Source organism: Thiobacillus sp. SCN 63-57, assembly GCF_001725555.1.
Lineage (GTDB): Bacteria > Pseudomonadota > Gammaproteobacteria > Burkholderiales > Thiobacillaceae > Thiobacillus.
The window spans coordinates 15066-31134 of the sequence record NZ_MEGP01000009.1; the positions used below are offsets into that span (position 1 = coordinate 15066).

The following is a 16069-nucleotide window of genomic DNA, read 5'->3' on the forward strand; positions in this document are numbered from 1 at the left end:
TAAATTCCGTTCAGACCATGCATCGCTTGTGTTCGATGTGGTGCTCGAACTCGCGGCCAAAGTGTTTGAGGAAGCTTTGCACCGGCATCGCCGCCGCGTCGCCCAGGGCGCAGATGGTATGGCCACCGATGCGCCCTGCCACGCTATTGAGCAATTCCATATCTTCGGGCCGACCCTGGCCGTGTTCGATGCGGTGGATCACCCGGTACATCCAGCCGGTTCCTTCGCGGCAAGGCGTGCATTGGCCGCAGGATTCCTCGAAGTAGAAATAGGACAGTCGTTCCAGCGCGCGCACCATGCACACCGTTTCGTCCATCACGATGACCGCACCTGAGCCCAGCATGGAACCCGCCTTGGCGATGGAATCGAAATCCATCGTGCAGTCCATCATGACGTCGGCCGGCAACACGGGCGCGGACGAACCCCCGGGAATGACGGCTTTCAGTTTATGCCCATTCCGTACGCCGCCCGCCATTTCCAGCAATTCGGCAAACGGCGTACCGAGCGGAACTTCGTAGTTGCCGGGTTTGTTGACATGGCCCGAGACTGAAAAAAGCTTGGGCCCACCGTTGTTGGGCTTGCCAAGTTCCAGAAAAGCCTGGCCGCCATGCTGGACGATCCACGGCACCGAAGCCAGCGTCTCGGTGTTGTTGATGGTCGTCGGCTTGCCGTAGAGGCCGAAGCTCGCCGGGAACGGCGGCTTGAAGCGCGGCTGGCCCTTCTTGCCCTCGATCGATTCGAGCAGCGCGGTTTCCTCGCCGCAGATATAGGCGCCGTAGCCGTGATGTGCATGCAGCTGGAAGCAGAAATCGGTACCGAACAGATTATCGCCGAGGTAGCCGGCCTCGCGCGCCTCCTTCAGCGCACGTTCGAAGATTTCATAGATCTCGAAGATCTCGCCATGGATGTAGTTGTATCCAACCTTAGCGCCCAGCACGTAGCCGGCGATCGCCATGCCTTCGATCAGCTGGTGCGGGTTGTAGCGCAGGATGTCGCGGTCCTTGAACGTACCCGGCTCGCCCTCGTCGCTGTTGCACACGATGTACTTGTCGCCCGGGAATGCGCGCGGCATGAAGCTCCACTTCAGGCCGGTCGGAAAGCCCGCGCCGCCTCGTCCGCGCAGCGCGCTGGTCTTCAACTCGGCGATGATGGCGTCACCCGATACCTGTTCGGTGACCACGCGGCGCAACGCCTGGTAGCCGCCGTTGGCGACATAGGTCGCGAGCGACGCCGGATCGTCGAGCGCCTGAGTCCAGCTGCAGACCTGGTGGGTGGGCGTGAGGAGGCTCATTCCATCTTGTCCAGCAGTTCGTCCACCTTCTCGGTCGTCAGGTGGGTATGCATCTTGTGGTTGTTATGCAGGCACATCGGCGCATCGCCGCAGGCACCCATGCATTCGCCTTCCTTCAGCGTGTAGCGGCCGTCCTCGGTGGTCTCGCCGAAGCCGATGCCGAGCTTCCGCTTCAGGTGTTCTGCGATCTCGTTCGCCCCCATCAGCGCACATGGCAGGTTGGTGCACACGGTGATCTTGTGACGGCCCACCGGCTGCGTGTCGTACATGTTGTAGAAGGTCGCCACCTCGTAGGTGGCAATCGCCGGCATCTCCAGATAGTCGGCGACGTACTCGATCACGTCGGGCTTCAGCCAGCCCTTCTCAGCCTGCGCGATGCGCAACGCCCCCATCACCGCAGACTGTTTCTGGTCGGCTGGGTACTTGGCGATTTCGGCATCGATCAACGCGAGTGATTCCTGTGACAACATCAGCGGTCGATCTCCCCGAAAACGATATCCTGCGTGCCGATGATGGCGACGACGTCGGCGATCATGTGGCCACGGCTCATTTCATCGAGCGCTGCCAGATGCGCATAGCCTGGCGCACGGATTTTCAGACGATAGGGCTTGTTGGCGCCGTCGGACACCAGGTAGATGCCGAACTCGCCCTTGGGATGCTCCACCGCGGCATAGGCCTCGCCCGCCGGCACGTGCATGCCCTCGGTGAAAAGCTTGAAGTGGTGGATCAGCTCTTCCATGTTCTGCTTCATCGACAGGCGATCGGGCGGCGCCACCTTGTGATTGTCGACGATGACCGGACCGGGATGCTTGCGCAGCCAGTCGATGCACTGCTTGACGATGCGATTGGACTGGCGCATTTCCTCGATCCGGACCAGGTAGCGGTCGTAGCAGTCGCCGTTGGTGCCTACCGGAATGTCGAAGTCCATGCGGTCGTAGACTTCGTAGGGCTGCTTCTTGCGCAGATCCCATTCGACGCCGGAGCCGCGCAACATGGGGCCGGTGAAGCCCAACGCCTTGGCGCGCTCCGGCGAGACGACGCCGATGCCCACGGTGCGCTGCTTCCAGATGCGGTTGTCGGTCAACAGGGTTTCGTATTCGTCGACATAGGTCGGGAAGCGTTGGGTGAAATCCTCGATGAAGTCGAGCAGCGAGCCCTGGCGGTTGGCATTCATCGACTTCATCGTCGCTTCGTTGCGCGTGTGCTGTGCCTGATAGTGCGGCATGCTGTCCGGCAGATCGCGATAAACGCCACCGGGGCGATAGTAGGCCGCATGCATGCGTGCACCGGATACCGCCTCGTAGCAATCCATCAGGTCCTCGCGTTCGCGAAAGGCATACAGGAACACCGTCATCGCACCGACGTCGAGGGCGTGCGCGCCCAGCCACAACAAATGATTCAGGATGCGGGTGATCTCGTCGAACATCACACGGATGTACTGCGCGCGTTCGGGCACCTCGATGCCGAGCAGCTTCTCGATCGCCATCACGTAGGCATGCTCGTTGACCATCATCGACACGTAGTCGAGGCGGTCCATGTAGGGAACCGACTGGATGAAGGTCTTGTGTTCGGCCAGCTTCTCGGTCGCGCGGTGCAACAGGCCGATGTGCGGGTCGGCACGCTGGATCACCTCACCGTCGAGCTCCAGCACCAGGCGCAACACGCCGTGCGCAGCCGGATGCTGCGGACCGAAGTTCATCGTGTAATTTCTGATCTCGGCCATCAGCGCCCTTCCCCGTAACTTTCATCGCGCACGATGCGCGGGGTGATTTCGCGCGGCTCGATCGATACCGGCTGGTAGATCACGCGCTGCTGGGTCGGGTCGTAGCGCATCTCGACGTTGCCCGAAAGCGGGAAATCCTTGCGGAACGGATGGCCGATGAATCCGTAGTCGGTCAGGATGCGGCGCAGGTCGGGATGTCCCTCGAACACGATGCCATAGAGATCGAAGGCCTCACGCTCGAACCAGTTGGCGGAGGGCCAGATATCGACCGCCGATGCCACCACCGGCAAGTCGTCGTCGGGGCAAAACACGCGGACCCGCACGCGCTGGTTGTTTGAGACCGACAGCAGATGCACGACCACGGCAAAGCGGGCACCTTCCCAGGCGCCGTCGCCATAATCGGAATAATCCATGCCGCACAAATCGATCAATTGCTCGAAACGACAGTCAGGATGATCGCGCAAGGTACGCATGGCGGCCGCATAGGCTTGCGGTTTGACAATCAACGTCAGCTCGCCCAATCGCTCGACAGTTTGCACGAGCGTATCGCCAAGCAGATTTTGCAGACAAAGGGAAAGTGACTCCAGCTTCGCGGACATGGGGGGCGTCTTAGCGGGCGATGGTGTTGGTGCGGCGAATCTTGTTCTGCAGTTGGATGATGCCGAACAGCAAAGCCTCTGCTGTCGGCGGACAACCCGGAACATAGATATCCACCGGCACGATGCGATCGCAACCGCGCACCACCGAATAGGAATAATGGTAATAGCCGCCGCCGTTGGCGCACGAGCCCATGGAAATCACCCAACGCGGCTCGGCCATCTGGTCATAGACCTTGCGCAGGGCCGGCGCCATCTTGTTGCACAAGGTGCCGGCGACGATCATCACGTCAGACTGGCGCGGACTCGGGCGAAACACGATGCCGAAGCGGTCGAGATCGTAACGCGAGGCGCCGGCCTGCATCATCTCCACTGCGCAGCAGGCCAGACCGAAAGTCATCGGCCACATCGAGCCGGTGCGCATGTAATTGATGAGCTGATCGGCCTTGGTGGTGACAAAGCCCTGCTCGAGGACGCCTTCAATACCCATAATTCAGATCATTCCCACTCAAGGGCACCCTTCATCCACTCGTAGACGAAGCCCACAACCAGGATGCCGAGGAATACCATCATGGCAATGAAACCTGCCAGACCGATTTCCTCCAGAACAATGGCCCAGGGAAAGAGAAAGGCTATTTCCAGGTCGAACAGAATGAACAGGATGGCAACTAGATAATAGCGCACATCAAATTTCATGCGCGCGTCCTCGAACGCTTCGAATCCGCACTCGTAAGGGGAGAGTTTTTCGCTGTCGGGGCGGTGCGGTGCCAGCAGGCCACCGGCGATGATCGGGCCAATTCCAAAAGCCAGGCCGACCAGAATGAACAACAGAATGGGGAGGTAATTCTCCAGCACCGGGTTCCTCCGAACTACGCCTGTGTCAGGCTGTTGAGTAATTATGACCCGAGTGTATTAGTGCAGAGCATCGACTGTCAAGCCGAAAAATTGGTATTTTTATCTTAATAATCAATCATTTATTCGATAGCAAACGCTAATGAACAAATCAGGAAATTTGATGGTGCCGACGGCGAGACTCGAACTCGCACGACCTAGGTCACTACCCCCTCAAGATAGCGTGTCTACCAATTCCACCACGTCGGCCAAGGGCATGCGCCCAGACAGGTACTCTTATTACTGCGGGATGTCTCCCGCTTTCGAACCGGCATCCTTGCCCGGCACCTGTGCAGGCATTGCAGGCTGAGCCTGCGTCGGCGCAGGAACAACCACGCGTTGAAGCACGCTGGCAGCCGGTTTGTGCTGCTGCAGTCCGAAATATGCCAGACCCAAACTGGTCAGGAAGAAGAGGCTTGCCAGTACCGCAGTACTCCGGCTCAGGAAGTTGGCTGAGCCGCTGGCGCCGAACAGGCTTCCCGACGAGCCGCTACCGAATGCCGCGCCCATGTCCGCGCCTTTGCCATGCTGCAGGAGCACCAGCGCGATCAGCGCAATGGCAACAATAACGTGAACGACCCAGACCAGTGTTTCCATGCTTGATTCTTACTCGACAACGCTTACTTGGCGGCGGCCCGGCAAATCGCGATGAACTCGTCGGCAACCAGTGAAGCGCCACCAATCAGTCCGCCATCGATATCCGGCTGAGCCATTAATTCTGCCGCATTCGCGGCTTTTACGCTACCCCCGTACTGGATGATCAGCTGTGCCGCCACGCCCGCATCGAGCGCTGCGACTTTGCCACGAATGTAGGCGTGGACGGCCTGTGCCTGCTCCGGCGTGGCCGTCTTACCGGTCCCAATCGCCCATACGGGCTCATAAGCCACCACTGCCTTGGCCAGGGACGCCACACCGGCGACCTTGATCACGGCATCGAGTTGACGCGCCACGACCGCTTCGGTCACGCCGGATTCGCGCTCGTCCAGGGATTCGCCTACGCACAGGATGGGGGTCAGGCCGGCTGCCTGCGCGGCCATGTATTTACTTGCAACCAGTTCATCGGATTCGCCATACAGGCTGCGACGTTCGGAATGTCCGACGATCACATACTTGCAGCCGAAATCCAGCAGCATCGAGGTCGACACTTCACCGGTGAATGCACCCTTGGCTTGTTCGGACACGTTCTGCGCACCCCAGGCAATCGACGATCCGGCGAGTGCGGCCTGCGCTTGTCCAAGATAAGGGAAAGGCACGCATACCGCGGCCTCGATTCCGGTCAAAGCGGGTTTGATTGCAGCCAGCAGGGCGGCGTTTTCAGCCAGGCTGCCGTGCATTTTCCAGTTACCGGCTACGAGCTTCTTGCGCATAGTCTTATCCACAGCAGGAATCTGCCAAACAAAAGTGCGCGATGGTAAGCGCTACGCGCCGGACGGTCAACCGCCCGGCCAAAGCTGCGCGGCGCAATCAGACGAAACGGCCGGCGATGTCGTGGCTCCGGCCGGCATTAACCTTAACGTTCGCTTCGCCCACGTTAGCCTCCTCCGCTACATTACTGGCGGTTAACCAAACCGACCAGTAATGTAGTCTTCCGTCTGCTTCTTGCCCGGGCGCATGAAAATGGTGCCGGTCTCGTTGAATTCGATGAGTTCGCCCAGGTACATGAATGCCGTGTAATCCGAAATCCGCGCGGCCTGCTGCATGTTGTGGGTGACGATGGCAATGGTGTAATCGCTTTTCAGTTCGTTGATGAGTTCCTCGATCTTGGCGGTGGAAATCGGGTCCAATGCCGAGGTCGGTTCATCCAGCAGCACGATTTCGGGCTTCACCGCCACCGCGCGCGCAATACACAGCCGCTGCTGCTGGCCGCCGGACAGCGACAGGCCGCTCTGCTGCAGCTTGTCCTTCACTTCGCCCCACAGTGCCGCCTTGTTGAGTGCCCATTCGACACGATCGTCCATGGCGCTTTTCGACATGCGCTCATACAGCCGTACACCGAAGGCAATATTTTCGTAGATCGTCATGGGAAACGGCGTCGGCTTCTGGAAAACCATGCCGATCCGGGCACGCACCAGATTCACATCCTGGCCTTTATCCAGCAGGTTCTTGCCATGGAACAGGATCTGGCCTTCGGCACGCTGTCCGGGATACAGGTCGTACATGCGGTTGAAGGTACGCAGCAGTGTGGATTTCCCGCAACCGGACGGCCCGATGAAGGCCGTCACCTTCTTGTGGGCAATGTCCAGATTGACGTTGCTGAGGCCTTTGAAATCGCCATAAAAGAAATCCAGATTACGGACTTGCAAAGCAATATTTTCGCCTGCAGGCATGGCTTGAACGGGCATCAGAAAGCTCCGGGGAAATTAACGTTTGTCTTTATTGCGGAAAACCACGCGCACGCCGATGTTGACCGCCAGCACCAAAAAAGCGATCAACAGTGCGCCGCCCCAGGCCAGGTTGACCCAGTTGTCGTACGGACTCAAGGCAAACTGGTAAATCACCACAGGCAGGTTGCCCATGGGTTTGTCCATGTTGGTACTGAAGAACTGGTTGTTGAGCGCGGTGAACAATAGCGGCGCAGTCTCGCCGGTAATCCGTGCCATGGCCAGCAGAATGCCGGTCACCACGCCGGATTTGACCGCGCGCAGAGTTACCTTGAGCGATACCTGCCAGCGTGGCGCACCCACGGCAAAGGCCGCCTCGCGCAAGCTGGTCGGCACCAGTTTCAGCATGTTCTCGGTCGTTCGCACCACCACTGGAATAGCGATCAACGCCAGTGACAGCGACCCTGCCCAGCCGGAGAAACCACCGGTTGTCGTTACAAACAGCGCATACACGAACAGACCGATGACGATGGACGGCGCCGACAGCATGATGTCGGTCATGAAACGGGTGAACGACGCAAACTTGGAGACGCGCCCGAACTCTGCCAGATAAATCCCCGCCAGAATGCCGATCGGGGTCGAGATCAGCATGGAAAAAAGCAGGATCAGACCGCTGCCCACGATGGCGTTACGCAAGCCGCCGCCTTCGGAGCCCGGCGCCGGTGTGTCCTGGGTAAACATGTCCCAGTTCAAGGCGGCAAAGCCTTTTGAAAACAACGTCCACAAAATCCATAGCAGCGCGATCAGCCCCAGGCTCATCGCAACCATGGACAGCGTGATGCCAATGCGGTTGATCCAGATGCGACGGGTATACAGTTTCATCATGCGCGCCTTACAGACCTTCGGAGCCCATGCTGCGGCTGATCAGCCAGCGCGAAATGGCCAGCACGATAAAGGTGATGACAAACAGCACCAGACCCAGCGCGAACAGAGAGGCAATATGCAGGCCGGGGGTGGCCTCGCCGAACTCATTCGCCAGTGTCGACGCGATTGAGGTACCGGGTGCAAACAGGCTGCCATTGATACGGTTGGCATTCCCGATCACGAAGGTGACCGCCATCGTTTCGCCCAGCGCGCGGCCCAGTCCCAGCATGATGCCACCAATGACGCCCACACGGGTATAAGGCAGTACGACGTTGCGCACCACTTCCCAGTTGGTGCAGCCGATGCCATAGGCGGATTCCTTCAGTACATGCGGCACGGTCTCGAACACATCTCGCATCACCGACGCAATAAAGGGAATGACCATCAAGGCCAGCACGATGCTGGCGGTGAGGATGCCGACCCCAATGGGCGGGCCAGAGAACCAGCCGCCGATGATCGGAACGTCGCCCAGTAACGCCTGCAAAGGCGGCTGGATATGGTCGGCGAACAACGGTGCAAACACGAACAATCCCCAGATGCCATATACGATGGAGGGAATCCCGGCCAGCAACTCGATCGCCGTCCCCAGGGGGCGACGCAGCCAGAGCGGACAGGTTTCGGTCAGGAACAGCGCGATCCCGAAACTGACCGGCACCGCTATCAGCAAAGCTAGAACAGACGTCGTCACCGTGCCATAGATCGCAGCCAGTGCGCCGAATTTATCGTCCGGCACGCTCCAGATGTTGGTCCACAGAAAGGACGGACCAAACGCCTTGAGGCTGGGCCAGGCTTCGATGGAAAGCGATACCAGAATACCCACCAGCGCCGCCAGCACAACAAAGGCGAAAATCTGCGTGGAATGATGGAAAAACCTGTCCTGCAGCCGAAATTTCCGGACCTGCTTGGCATGCAGATCGATTCCGGCGGTTGCGCTGGGCTCACTCACTGTGGGGTGCCTATCGATTCGATTTTTTGTCTGCGAAAACAGCCGCCTGAAGCAGCCGCTTTCGTAGAAAGCCGGGGTAGACGCCCCCCCGGCCAACATCAAGTCAGGTCAAACCTAATGCATTACTTGATGTTTTTCATTTCCGCTTCAACCATCTTCACAACATTGGGCGGCAGGGGCACGAAACCAAGCTCAGCCGCCATTTTCTGGCCGTTGTTCAGCGACCAGGTGTAGAAGTCGACTACGCCTTTTTGCTTCGCGGCATCGCCCTTTTCATAGGCCAGCATGAAAGTGGCCGTCGTGATGGGCCATGCATTCTTGGCGGACTGATCCAGCAGGTCGGGGGCCATGCCCTTGACATGGAAGTCGGCACCCGCAGCGGCATCGGCAACCGACTGTTGATTCGGAACAATGAAATTGCCGGCACGGTTCTTCAGCGCCACGAAATTCATGTTGTTCTTCATAGCGTCGGCGATGTCGACGTAGCCGATCGCACCCTTGATCTTCTGCACGTTGGCTGCAACGCCCGGGTTGCCCTTGCCGCCCACGCCGTTGGCAGGCCAGTTCACCGTGTTGCCGGCACCGACATCACGCTTGAATGCCATCGATTGCTTGGCCAGGTAGTTGGAGAACGCATAGGTCGTGCCGGAACCGTCCGAACGGTGTGCCACGGTAATGGCCAGATCCGGCAGCTTGACGCCGGGATTCAGTTTGGCGATGGCAGGGTCGTTCCACTTGGTGATCGCGCCACGGAAAATGTCGGCTGCGGTCATGCCGTCCAGCTTCAGCTTGCCGGACTCGAAACCGGGGACATTCATGACGATGGTCACGCCACCCATCACGGTGGGAACCTGGACCAGATGGTTCGCTTCCAGATCGGCGACCGGAACCGGCGCGTCGCTACCGGCAAAATCAACGGTTTTGGCCTTGATCTGCTTGACGCCGCCCGACGAGCCGATCCCTTGGTAGTTGACCTGGTTGCCCGTAGCGGTCTTGTATGCCTCAGCCCACTTCGTGTAAACAGCATAGGGGAAGGTTGCGCCTGCGCCGGTAATGTCGGCAGCCAAGGCACCCACACTGAAAGCCAGACCCATGGCCGCAGCCAGCGTCCCTTGAGCCAGTTTATTGAGTGTACGCATGTGTAATATCTCCGGTAGTAGTTGACGTTGCCGCATGGGGCGACGTCGCCATACTAACGGGCGAATATTACAGATATATTTCAGGACGGGAAATCACCCGCTCGTGGCTGCAGCCTTGACGGCCGTGGCAATTGTTTCAGCCGTATGTCGAACCAGATCGGCGTCGCGCCCTTCCACCATCACACGAATCAGCGGCTCGGTCCCGGATGCGCGCAGGACAATCCGGCCACTGCCGTTCAATGCAGCCTCCGCCTCCGCGACCGATGCGCTGACCGCGGATGCCATATCCAGCTTGAACCCCTTGGCCACCGGTACATTGATCATCACCTGGGGATAGGTCTCCAGATCCGCGGTAAACGCATCCAGGGTTTCGCCCGTCTCACGCAGTGCGCGCAGCACCTGCAAGGCCGAAACAATCCCATCGCCGGTAGTGTGCTTGTCCAGACACAAGATGTGGCCGGAGGTTTCTCCGCCCAGCGTCCAGCCATTGGCATGCAGTCGCTCGAGCACATAACGGTCACCCACTTTGGCACGCTCGAACGGAATCTGGATGCGTGCCAGTGCATGTTCGGTACCGAGATTGGTCATCAGCGTACCGACCACGCCCCCCTTCATGTAGCCCGTCTGGATGCGATGACGGGCGATGACGTAGACCAGTTGGTCGCCGTCATACACGCGTCCCTGAGCGTCAGCCATCATCAGCCGGTCGCCATCGCCATCCAGCGCAATGCCCAGATCGGCGCGATGGGCGCGCACTGAGTCGGACAGCGCCTTGGTATGCGTGGCGCCGCATTCGTCGTTGATATTGAAGCCATTCGGTTCATTGCCGATGGCGATCACCTCGGCCCCCAGCTCGTGCAGCACATGCGGCGCAATGTGATAGGTCGCGCCATTGGCACAGTCCACCACGATACGCATCCCGCGCAGATCGAGGTTGTTGGGGAAGGTGCTCTTGCAGAACTCGATGTAACGCGCTGCAGCATCCTCGATGCGGCGGGCACGTCCCAGCTGGCGCGCTTCGACGGTCACGATCGGGCTGTCCAACCGCGCTTCGATTGCCTCCTCCACGCTATCCGGCAGCTTCTGGCCGCTGGCAGAAAAGAACTTGATGCCGTTGTCCTCGAATGGGTTGTGCGACGCCGAGATCACCACGCCGGCCTGCAGACGCAGTGCCCGAGTCAGATAGGCTACCGCCGGTGTCGGCATCGGCCCGGTCATCAGCACCCGGCCTCCAGCGCAGCTTCCAGCATATAGCCTGAAATACGGGTGTCCTTGCCGATCAGTACGGTCGGGTGCTCGTTCGGTGGCAGGCTGCCACGGTCGGCCACCAAAACCTGACCGGCGGCGTAGCCCAGACGCATCACAAACTCGGGCGTAATGGGCGATTCGCCCACTTTTCCCCGTACGCCGTCGGTACCAAAATATTTACGTCCCATCCCCGTATTCCTCCACTGCATTCCAGATGGCCAATGCATCGCGCATGGCCATTACATTATGTACCCGGAGCAAGCGGGCACCCTGCGCCACCGCCATCAGGTGCGCCGCCACGCCGGCGAATTCCCGTTCATCCACGACACGCCCTGTCAGGGTGCCCAGCATCGACTTGCGCGACAGTCCAGCCAGTATCGGCACATCCAGCTCAGCCAGCTCTCCCAGATGCTTCAGCAGCGCCAGGTTGTGTTGCAATGTTTTGCCGAAGCCGAATCCCGGATCGATCACCAGCCGCTCGCGCGCGATCCCGGCGGCCTCACAGACCTGTACTCGGGCCCGCAAAAACTGTTTCACCTCATCCACCACGTCGGCATACCGGGGCGACTGCTGCATGCTTTGAGGATCGCCCTGCATGTGCATGAGGCACACGGCGGCCCCCGATGCAGCCACTGCCTCCATCGCACCTGATGCCCGCAAGGCGGCGACATCATTCACCATCCCCGCCCCTGCAGCGAGCGCTGCACGCATCACCTCTGGCTTCCTGGTATCCACCGATACCAGGCAACCTTCGCGGGCAAGTGCCTCAATCACCGGCACCACGCGCCCGATTTCCTCATCGACCGGTACCGCTGTCGCGCCGGGGCGGGTCGACTCCCCACCGACGTCAAGGATATCGGCGCCTTGTTCGTTCAGCTTGAGTGCATGGGCAATCGCAGCCTGCGTATCGTGCAACTGCCCACCGTCCGAGAATGAATCAGGCGTGACATTGACGACCCCCACGATGCGGGGGCGAGAGAGCAGAAGGCGATGCGAACCGGCGTGAAGAACAGACATAAAAAGAGGGGCCAAAGCCCCTCTATTGTAGTGGGTAACGCTGTGTCCCCGCTTAGGTTTCCTGGGCAGGTTGGGCGGTCGGAGCGGGCGCGCTGGGTTTGTCGCCCCCGTTCGCCGGCGGTTGGGGCGTGGCCGCCGGCTTGGGCGGACGTACCGGCCGGCCGGCCATGATGTCGCCGATCTGCTCGGCATCGATCGTTTCCCACTCCATCAGGGCGGCGGTCATCGCCTCGACCTTGTCACGCCCCTCGGTCAGGATCTTCGTGGCCCGGGCGTACTGCTCATCCAGAATGCGGCGGATTTCGGTATCGACCTTCTGCATGGTGGCCTCGCTCATGTTCTTGTGCGTGGTCACCGAGCGTCCAAGGAATACTTCACCCTCGTTTTCGCCGTACACCATCGGGCCCAGCGCATCCGACATGCCGTAGCGCGTCACCATGTCGCGGGCGATGCTGGTTGCCCGCTCGAAGTCGTTCGATGCACCGGTCGAAATGCTGCCGACGAAGATTTCTTCAGCCACCCGTCCGCCGTACAGCATGCAGATTTGCGACAACATCTGATCCTGGTACAGGCTGTAACGGTCCAGTTCAGGCAGGGACATGGTCACACCCAGCGCACGACCGCGCGGGATCACCGTGACCTTGTGCACCGGATCGCAACCCGGCAACGTCATGCCGATCACGGCATGGCCGGACTCGTGATAAGCCGTCTTTTTCTTGTCCTCGGGCGTGATCACCATGGATTTGCGCTCGGCACCCATGAAAATCTTGTCCTTGGCCTGCTCGAAGTCCTCCATGTCCACCAGACGCTTGCTGCGGCGCGCGGCAAACAAGGCTGCTTCGTTGACCAGATTGGCCAGGTCGGCCCCTGACATGCCGGGGGTGCCGCGCGCCAGGATATCGGCCCGCACGTCGGGCGCCACCGGCACCTTACGCATGTGCACCAGCAGGATCTGCTCGCGGCCACGGATGTCGGGGAGACCGACGACGACCTGACGGTCGAAACGGCCCGGGCGCAGCAGCGCCGGATCGAGCACGTCGGGGCGGTTGGTCGCCGCGATGACGATCACGCCAACGCTCGCCTCGAAACCATCCATCTCGACCAGCAACTGGTTGAGTGTCTGCTCGCGTTCGTCGTTGCCGCCGCCCAGGCCGGCGCCGCGCTGGCGGCCGACCGCATCGATTTCGTCGATGAAGATGATGCAGGGTGAGTTCTTCTTCGCCTGCTCGAACATGTCGCGCACGCGCGCGGCACCGACACCGACGAACATCTCGACGAAGTCGGAACCCGAAATGCTGAAGAACGGCACTTTGGCCTCGCCCGCAATGGACCGGGCCAGCAGCGTTTTACCGGTACCAGGAGGTCCCACCATCAGCACGCCGCGCGGGATGCGACCGCCCAGTTTCTGGAACTTGGACGGATCTTTCAGGAAATCCACCAGTTCGGCGACGTCTTCCTTCGCCTCGTCACAGCCTGCGACATCGGCAAAGGTCACCGGGTTGGCATTTTCATCGAGCAGGCGCGCCCGGCTCTTGCCGAACGAGAAGGCACCGCCACGGCCGCCACCCTGCATCTGACGCATGAAGAAGATCCAGACGCCGATCAACAACAGCATGGGGAACCACGAAATGAACAGACTCATCAGGAAAGAGGGCTGCTCTTCCGGCTTAGCCTCGACTGAAACGCCGTTTTTCAGCAGGTCGGAGACCATCCACGGATCGCTCGGCGCATAGCTGGTGAAGCGCTGTCCATCGCTACGCTCGCCTTTCAGCACGTTACCTTCAATCACCACCTTGGAGATCTGTTGCTGACGCACCTCCTCGATGAACTGCGAGTACGGCATCTGCGACTGCGAGGTGCGCTGCGCGCCGAACTGATTGAACACCGTCATCAGGATGACCGCAATGATTAGCCAGATGGCGATGTTCTTGGACAAATTGTTCACGTTTACTCCTTGGTGCTGAACCCAGCACGTTTAGACTCATTCTAAACCCTATACTGCCAGCTTGTCACGGCATCATCACGTCTCGCCATCCCGCGCTGCAACAGGGCGGCGTCCCAGCAAATAAACCTCGGTACTGCGGTCGCGCGATGCGTCGGGTTTGCGGATCAGCACCTGTTCGAATGCCTGTCGCATCCGGGCACGAAAATCCTCAAACCCGACCCCCTGAAACACTTTGACGAGGAAAGCCCCGTCTGGTTTCAGCCAGTTCACCGCGAAATCAAGCGCCAATTCGCACAATTCATAATGTCGAGCCTGATCGCGCAGCATCACTCCGCTGATATTGGGGGCCATATCGCTTAAAACAAGGTCAACCCGCCCAGTGTGCAACTTTTCTTCCAGCCAAGCCAGCGCCGTCCGTTCGGTGAAATCGCCTTCCAGGCTGTCGACGCCCGCTATCGGCGCCACCGGCAGGAGATCGATTGCCAGGACCCTGCCCTGCTTCTTCATCTTCTGCACGGCCACCTGGCACCAGCTGCCAGGTGCGGCACCCAGATCCACCACCGTCATGCCGGGCCGCAACAGATGGTCGCGCGTGTCGATTTCCAGCAATTTGTAGGCGGCGCGCGAACGGTAACCATCCTGCTGCGCTTTCTTGACGTAGGGATCCGTCACGTGCTCGTGCATCCAGGCACTGCCCGATTTGGTTCGCTTTGCTTTCTGCACCATCTCTATCGGCTACAATCCGCGCTCAGTTTAAGGAAGATGCAATGAAACCACTCACGCCCGCCCAGCGACAATTCCTCAAGGGCCTGGCCCACAGCCGCCAGCCGGTGGTCATGATCGGTAACCAGGGGCTGACCACGGCCGTATTGAAGGAAATCGAACGCGGACTTGATGCGCACGAACTGATCAAGATCAAGGCGGCCAGCGACGAGCCGGACACGCGTCGCGCCTGGTTGGAGGAAATCTGTACAACCACAGGAGCCGCGCCGGTGCAGCAGATCGGCAAGATATTGGTGATTTATCGCTCTGCCGGCAAGCCTGTGATCGTCCTGCCGGGTTGAAATCTGTCCGACGAGGCTTATTTCGCCAGCCCCGAGCGCCAGACCAGCCACAGCCCCAACGCACTCTGAATCAGATAAAGAATGCTCGATACCCCATGCCAACGGGCAAAGCGGTCGGCAAACACGCTTTGCATCACGGCATGCGGCATGGCCTGATCCTTCAGACTCTGCATGATGGGCTGGATGCCGAAGTGGCCGGCCAGCGTCAATGCCAGCATCAGCGCCACCGCCCAGAAAAACAAGGTTTTCAGCGCTGCGGCACCATCGCGGGCAAACCGGTAGATCAGCAGGTAGGCCGCGGCGGCGATACCGATCCACGCCATCACCGCAAACAGCCTGCCGGCCAGCATCCCCGCCAGTTGCTTGTCGCCCAGATTGGCGAACAATACCGGCGCGGCGACGTAGCCGGTCGCCCACATGCCACCGATCCACAGCACCAGTAATCCGCCGGCAAGACCGTCCCAGAAACGGCGCATGGCTATTTGTACAGCACGTCCAGCACTTCGTATTGACGCACGCCGCCCGGCGCCTGGACGTCAACGCTGTCGCCGGCATATTTGCCGATCAGCGCGCGTGCGATCGGGGATGAGACTGAAATCTTGCCCTGCTTGATGTCGGCCTCGTCGTCGCCGACGATCTGATACGTGACGGAATCGCCCGATTCGACGTCTTCCAGTTCGACCGTGGCGCCGAAAACGATGCGGCCATCCGCATCCAGCGTGGTGGGATCGATGATTTGCGCGTTGGACAGCTTGCCTTCGAGGTCGGCAATGCGGCCTTCGATGAACCCTTGCTTTTCCTTGGCGGCATCGTATTCGGCGTTCTCCGACAGGTCACCCTGCGCGCGCGCCTCGGCAATCGCCTGGATCACTGCGGGGCGCTCGACGCTCTTCAGGTGTTGCAGTTCAACGCGCAATTTCTCTGCGCCCACAACGGTGAGGGGAAATTTGCTCACAAGCTTGCC

General features: G+C 60.0%; 18 protein-coding genes, 1 tRNA gene and 1 pseudogene. 1 reads left to right on the plus strand and 19 read right to left on the minus strand.

What is annotated here, in order from left to right; translation table 11 throughout:
- Window positions 1-10 precede the first annotated feature (10 nt).
- The 17 genes and pseudogenes from nuoF to ABT23_RS04305 all read right to left on the minus strand — a co-directional run bounded on the left by nuoF (window position 11) and on the right by ABT23_RS04305 (window position 14767).
- On the minus strand, window positions 11-1291 hold the full coding sequence (gene nuoF / locus ABT23_RS04225) for an NADH-quinone oxidoreductase subunit NuoF (RefSeq protein ID WP_296631638.1): 1281 nt from the start codon (window positions 1289-1291) through the stop codon (window positions 11-13).
- Complete coding sequence (gene nuoE / locus ABT23_RS04230; protein ID WP_296631641.1) at window positions 1288-1761, minus strand: NADH-quinone oxidoreductase subunit NuoE; 474 nt, start codon at window positions 1759-1761, stop codon at window positions 1288-1290. The genes nuoF and nuoE overlap by 4 nt, the downstream gene beginning before the upstream one ends.
- Window positions 1761-3014: an NADH-quinone oxidoreductase subunit D gene (locus ABT23_RS04235; protein ID WP_296631646.1), complete on the minus strand. Its 1254-nt coding sequence runs from the start codon at window positions 3012-3014 to the stop codon at window positions 1761-1763. Before ABT23_RS04235 ends, nuoE begins: the two co-directional genes overlap by 1 nt.
- Window positions 3014-3613 (minus strand): NADH-quinone oxidoreductase subunit C, encoded by a 600-nt coding sequence (locus tag ABT23_RS04240; protein ID WP_296631649.1) that lies wholly within the window; start codon window positions 3611-3613, stop codon window positions 3014-3016. Before ABT23_RS04240 ends, ABT23_RS04235 begins: the two co-directional genes overlap by 1 nt.
- Window positions 3614-3623: 10 nt before the next feature.
- On the minus strand, window positions 3624-4100 hold the full coding sequence (locus tag ABT23_RS04245; protein ID WP_018508319.1) for an NADH-quinone oxidoreductase subunit B: 477 nt from the start codon (window positions 4098-4100) through the stop codon (window positions 3624-3626).
- An 8-nt stretch (window positions 4101-4108) separates the two neighbouring features.
- On the minus strand, window positions 4109-4465 hold the full coding sequence (locus tag ABT23_RS04250; protein WP_018508318.1) for an NADH-quinone oxidoreductase subunit A: 357 nt from the start codon (window positions 4463-4465) through the stop codon (window positions 4109-4111).
- Window positions 4466-4626: 161 nt separating this feature from the next.
- Window positions 4627-4711, minus strand: a tRNA-Leu gene (locus ABT23_RS04255).
- 30 nt (window positions 4712-4741) lie between these two features.
- Window positions 4742-5098 (minus strand): preprotein translocase subunit SecG, encoded by a 357-nt coding sequence (secG, locus tag ABT23_RS04260; protein ID WP_296631652.1) that lies wholly within the window; start codon window positions 5096-5098, stop codon window positions 4742-4744.
- Between the two features lie 23 nt (window positions 5099-5121).
- A complete protein-coding gene (gene tpiA / locus ABT23_RS04265; RefSeq protein WP_296631657.1) occupies window positions 5122-5868 on the minus strand; it encodes a triose-phosphate isomerase in 747 nt (248 codons plus the stop codon).
- A gap of 192 nt (window positions 5869-6060) precedes the next feature.
- Window positions 6061-6843, minus strand: coding sequence for a phosphate ABC transporter ATP-binding protein PstB (gene pstB / locus ABT23_RS04270; protein ID WP_296631660.1), 783 nt, complete (start codon window positions 6841-6843; stop codon window positions 6061-6063).
- Window positions 6844-6861: 18 nt separating this feature from the next.
- Window positions 6862-7707, minus strand: a complete 846-nt coding sequence (pstA, locus tag ABT23_RS04275) for a phosphate ABC transporter permease PstA (protein ID WP_296631662.1) — start codon at window positions 7705-7707, stop codon at window positions 6862-6864.
- Between the two features lie 7 nt (window positions 7708-7714).
- Window positions 7715-8692 (minus strand): phosphate ABC transporter permease subunit PstC, encoded by a 978-nt coding sequence (gene pstC, locus ABT23_RS04280; protein WP_296631665.1) that lies wholly within the window; start codon window positions 8690-8692, stop codon window positions 7715-7717.
- Window positions 8693-8814: 122 nt separating this feature from the next.
- Window positions 8815-9831 (minus strand): phosphate ABC transporter substrate-binding protein PstS, encoded by a 1017-nt coding sequence (pstS, locus tag ABT23_RS04285; protein ID WP_051082092.1) that lies wholly within the window; start codon window positions 9829-9831, stop codon window positions 8815-8817.
- A 93-nt stretch (window positions 9832-9924) separates the two neighbouring features.
- Window positions 9925-11267: pseudogene (glmM, locus tag ABT23_RS04290) on the minus strand (phosphoglucosamine mutase).
- Window positions 11257-12096, minus strand: coding sequence for a dihydropteroate synthase (folP, locus tag ABT23_RS04295; protein ID WP_296631668.1), 840 nt, complete (start codon window positions 12094-12096; stop codon window positions 11257-11259). Before folP ends, glmM begins: the two are co-directional and overlap by 11 nt.
- Window positions 12097-12148: 52 nt before the next feature.
- Entirely contained in the window at window positions 12149-14041 is a 1893-nt protein-coding gene (gene ftsH, locus ABT23_RS04300; protein WP_296631670.1) for an ATP-dependent zinc metalloprotease FtsH, read from the minus strand.
- Window positions 14042-14116: 75 nt separating this feature from the next.
- A complete protein-coding gene (locus tag ABT23_RS04305) occupies window positions 14117-14767 on the minus strand; it encodes an RlmE family RNA methyltransferase (RefSeq protein ID WP_296631675.1) in 651 nt (216 codons plus the stop codon).
- A 41-nt stretch (window positions 14768-14808) separates the two neighbouring features.
- Between ABT23_RS04305 and ABT23_RS04310 the strand changes: the two genes are divergently transcribed.
- The gene (locus ABT23_RS04310) at window positions 14809-15105 is read left to right on the plus strand and encodes a YhbY family RNA-binding protein (RefSeq protein WP_296631677.1); all 297 of its coding nucleotides are present in this window, start codon (window positions 14809-14811) and stop codon (window positions 15103-15105) included.
- Between the two features lie 17 nt (window positions 15106-15122).
- On the opposite strand, the gene ABT23_RS04315 is transcribed toward ABT23_RS04310, so the two are convergent.
- Together ABT23_RS04315 and greA are read right to left on the minus strand one after the other, a co-directional pair.
- Complete coding sequence (locus ABT23_RS04315; RefSeq protein ID WP_296631680.1) at window positions 15123-15581, minus strand: DUF4149 domain-containing protein; 459 nt, start codon at window positions 15579-15581, stop codon at window positions 15123-15125.
- Between the two features lie 2 nt (window positions 15582-15583).
- Window positions 15584-16060: a transcription elongation factor GreA gene (greA, locus tag ABT23_RS04320; protein WP_296631682.1), complete on the minus strand. Its 477-nt coding sequence runs from the start codon at window positions 16058-16060 to the stop codon at window positions 15584-15586.
- Window positions 16061-16069 lie beyond the last annotated feature (9 nt).

Excerpts from the sequence above, each read along its gene's own strand:
- ABT23_RS04245 (WP_018508319.1), bottom strand. The coding sequence starts at position 4,100 with ATGGGTATTGAAGGCGTCCTCGAGCAGGGCTTTGTCACCACCAAGGCC.
- secG (WP_296631652.1), bottom strand. The coding sequence starts at position 5,098 with ATGGAAACACTGGTCTGGGTCGTTCACGTTATTGTTGCCATTGCGCTG.
- nuoE (WP_296631641.1), bottom strand. The coding sequence starts at position 1,761 with ATGTTGTCACAGGAATCACTCGCGTTGATCGATGCCGAAATCGCCAAG.
- ABT23_RS04315 (WP_296631680.1), bottom strand. The coding sequence starts at position 15,581 with ATGCGCCGTTTCTGGGACGGTCTTGCCGGCGGATTACTGGTGCTGTGG.
- pstB (WP_296631660.1), bottom strand. The coding sequence starts at position 6,843 with ATGCCCGTTCAAGCCATGCCTGCAGGCGAAAATATTGCTTTGCAAGTC.
- ABT23_RS04240 (WP_296631649.1), bottom strand. The coding sequence starts at position 3,613 with ATGTCCGCGAAGCTGGAGTCACTTTCCCTTTGTCTGCAAAATCTGCTT.
- ABT23_RS04235 (WP_296631646.1), bottom strand. The coding sequence starts at position 3,014 with ATGGCCGAGATCAGAAATTACACGATGAACTTCGGTCCGCAGCATCCG.
- ABT23_RS04305 (WP_296631675.1), bottom strand. The coding sequence starts at position 14,767 with ATGGTGCAGAAAGCAAAGCGAACCAAATCGGGCAGTGCCTGGATGCAC.
- nuoF (WP_296631638.1), bottom strand. The coding sequence starts at position 1,291 with ATGAGCCTCCTCACGCCCACCCACCAGGTCTGCAGCTGGACTCAGGCG.
- ABT23_RS04310 (WP_296631677.1), top strand. The coding sequence starts at position 14,809 with ATGAAACCACTCACGCCCGCCCAGCGACAATTCCTCAAGGGCCTGGCC.
- tpiA (WP_296631657.1), bottom strand. The coding sequence starts at position 5,868 with ATGCGCAAGAAGCTCGTAGCCGGTAACTGGAAAATGCACGGCAGCCTG.
- pstA (WP_296631662.1), bottom strand. The coding sequence starts at position 7,707 with ATGATGAAACTGTATACCCGTCGCATCTGGATCAACCGCATTGGCATC.
- folP (WP_296631668.1), bottom strand. The coding sequence starts at position 12,096 with ATGTCTGTTCTTCACGCCGGTTCGCATCGCCTTCTGCTCTCTCGCCCC.
- pstS (WP_051082092.1), bottom strand. The coding sequence starts at position 9,831 with ATGCGTACACTCAATAAACTGGCTCAAGGGACGCTGGCTGCGGCCATG.